Origin of the sequence: Bacillus sp. RIT 809, assembly GCF_016892495.1 — a bacterium.
Classification (GTDB): Bacteria; Bacillota; Bacilli; order Bacillales; family Bacillaceae_G; genus Bacillus_A; species Bacillus_A cereus_U.
Genome location: NZ_JAFEMR010000059.1, coordinates 1 through 1,959 on the forward strand (window position 1 = coordinate 1; position 1,959 = coordinate 1,959).

Genomic DNA, 1,959 nt, shown 5'->3' on the forward strand with positions numbered 1-1,959 from the left:
GCTCTCTAGCGCCGATGGTAGTTGGGACCTTGTCCCTGTGAGAGTAGGACGTCGCCAAGCAAGCTAAAACACAAGTCTTTTGACTTGTGTTTTTTTGTATATTTGTTTCGTTAGAAACAAGAGTGGAAATATGGATTGCTAAATCATACCAGATGGAAAATTATTTACAGAATCATGATAAAGGCGAAGTGTTTTCGCTATTTTTATTAAGCGTTCATTAAACTATATGTATTTCGTCATATGACCATTATTGGTCATATCTTCAATATAAGAGGAAATCTCTCTTCTTTTATAATTAATTTCTAAAAAATTTGGCGCATAATTGAAGCTTCTATGCTCTAAATGATTTAATGGTTTATGAATTGTATAGCTATTTTTCCTTGAAACCCTGTATGCAGTATCCCTTAACTAATAAACATTAGAGGTATTTCTGCCGATAAATATTTCTTCTTCATGATTGGACATCTAAATCTTCTTCACTAATATACTTTTGAAAATAACTCCGTTCATAATTTCAATAATATAGATTTGTATAATTGCTTCCTTTGAGTTTGCAGTTTGCTAAATCTATTAAACAAGCCCGTCTATATAATTGCATTTTATATAGACGGGCTTGTTTAATTTTTTATTCTTATAATAGTAGCGTTTTGAGGGATATTTTTTTGTTATTAAGTATAGGGAAGTAGTACATAATCTATGGAAATAATACAGGTGCTTTTCAACTATTATGAGAACAGCTATATTATGGCTAAATATGTAGTGAGATATAGGAATGTTGAACAAGGAGCTCATTTACAATTGAAGTGTATATATGTGCATGAAATCTTCTTTGATTAGTAGTCGTAACTTCTTGAGGCATAAATTTTTGAATTCCGTAACGTCAGTGCTACAATGATTGAAAAATAAATGTTAATGAGGTGTTCATATGAAAATTGAAGTTTGGTCTGATTTTGTATGCCCGTTTTGCTATATTGGGAAGCGTAGATTAGAAATGGCTTTAGAGAAATTTCCACATAAGAAAGATGTTGAAGTTGAGTTTAAAAGTTTTGAATTAGATCAAAATGCTCCGATCTACTCTGGAACGAGTATTAATGAAGTACTTGCATCGAAGTATGGAATTAGTGTTGAAGAAGCTGATCGTAATAATATACAACTAGGCAATCATGCAGCTAGTATGGGTTTAAGTTTCAAATTTGAAGAGATGAAGCCAACAAATACTTTTGATGCACATCGTTTGGCGAAATTCGCAAAGGATCAGGGGAAGGAAAAGGAGATTACAGAAAATCTACTTTTTGCATATTTCACTGAATCGAGAAACTTAAGTGATGTGGAAACACTAGCTAATATTGCTGAAGCTTCCGGTCTAGATAGGGAAGAGGCTTTAAATGTTATTCATAATAAAAATGCTTATGCCAATGAGGTTAGGATTGATGAATCAATTGCCCAACAATATAAAATTACAGGGGTACCTTATTTTATTGTTAATCAAAAGTATGCTATTTCAGGTGCACAACCACTTGAAACCTTTGTTGGTGCACTTCAGCAGGTGTGGGAAGAAGAGAATCCTAAGTCTGAACTTCAAGATCTTTCAATAAATAGTACAACAGATGATTATTGTGCAGATGGTAGCTGCTCGATACCTTCAAAGGAATAATATTTAATTCTTTCTTTCTATTATGGTGTACATAATGTAATGAGGGGATAAATTTTAAATGTCATATGTATATTAATGACATCTAAATACGAATAACCTACAGTAACTTTTATAGGTTATTCGTATTTAGTTTATTTTGGGGGAGTTACATTCAAGTGTATTATTATTGTGCTAACGGCTTGTTGGTATAGTTAATTCATATTTTTATAAAAAACTTATTTAAAACTATTGACGATTAATATACATAGGTGTAATATAGAACAAGTCGCCGATAGCAACAACGCAGAAAGCGACAAACGAAATAA

General features: G+C 32.0%; 1 protein-coding gene. It reads left to right on the plus strand.

What is annotated here, in order from left to right; genetic code table 11:
• Positions 1 to 925: 925 nt before the first annotated feature.
• Positions 926 to 1,654: a DsbA family oxidoreductase gene (locus JTF23_RS27320; protein ID WP_204210285.1), complete on the plus strand. Its 729-nt coding sequence runs from the start codon at positions 926 to 928 to the stop codon at positions 1,652 to 1,654.
• The last annotated feature ends 305 nt before the right edge of the window (positions 1,655 to 1,959 follow it).

What these genes read in the sequence shown, in the direction of transcription:
- JTF23_RS27320 (WP_204210285.1), top strand. Translation starts at nt 926, where the DNA reads ATGAAAATTGAAGTTTGGTCTGATTTTGTATGCCCGTTTTGCTATATT.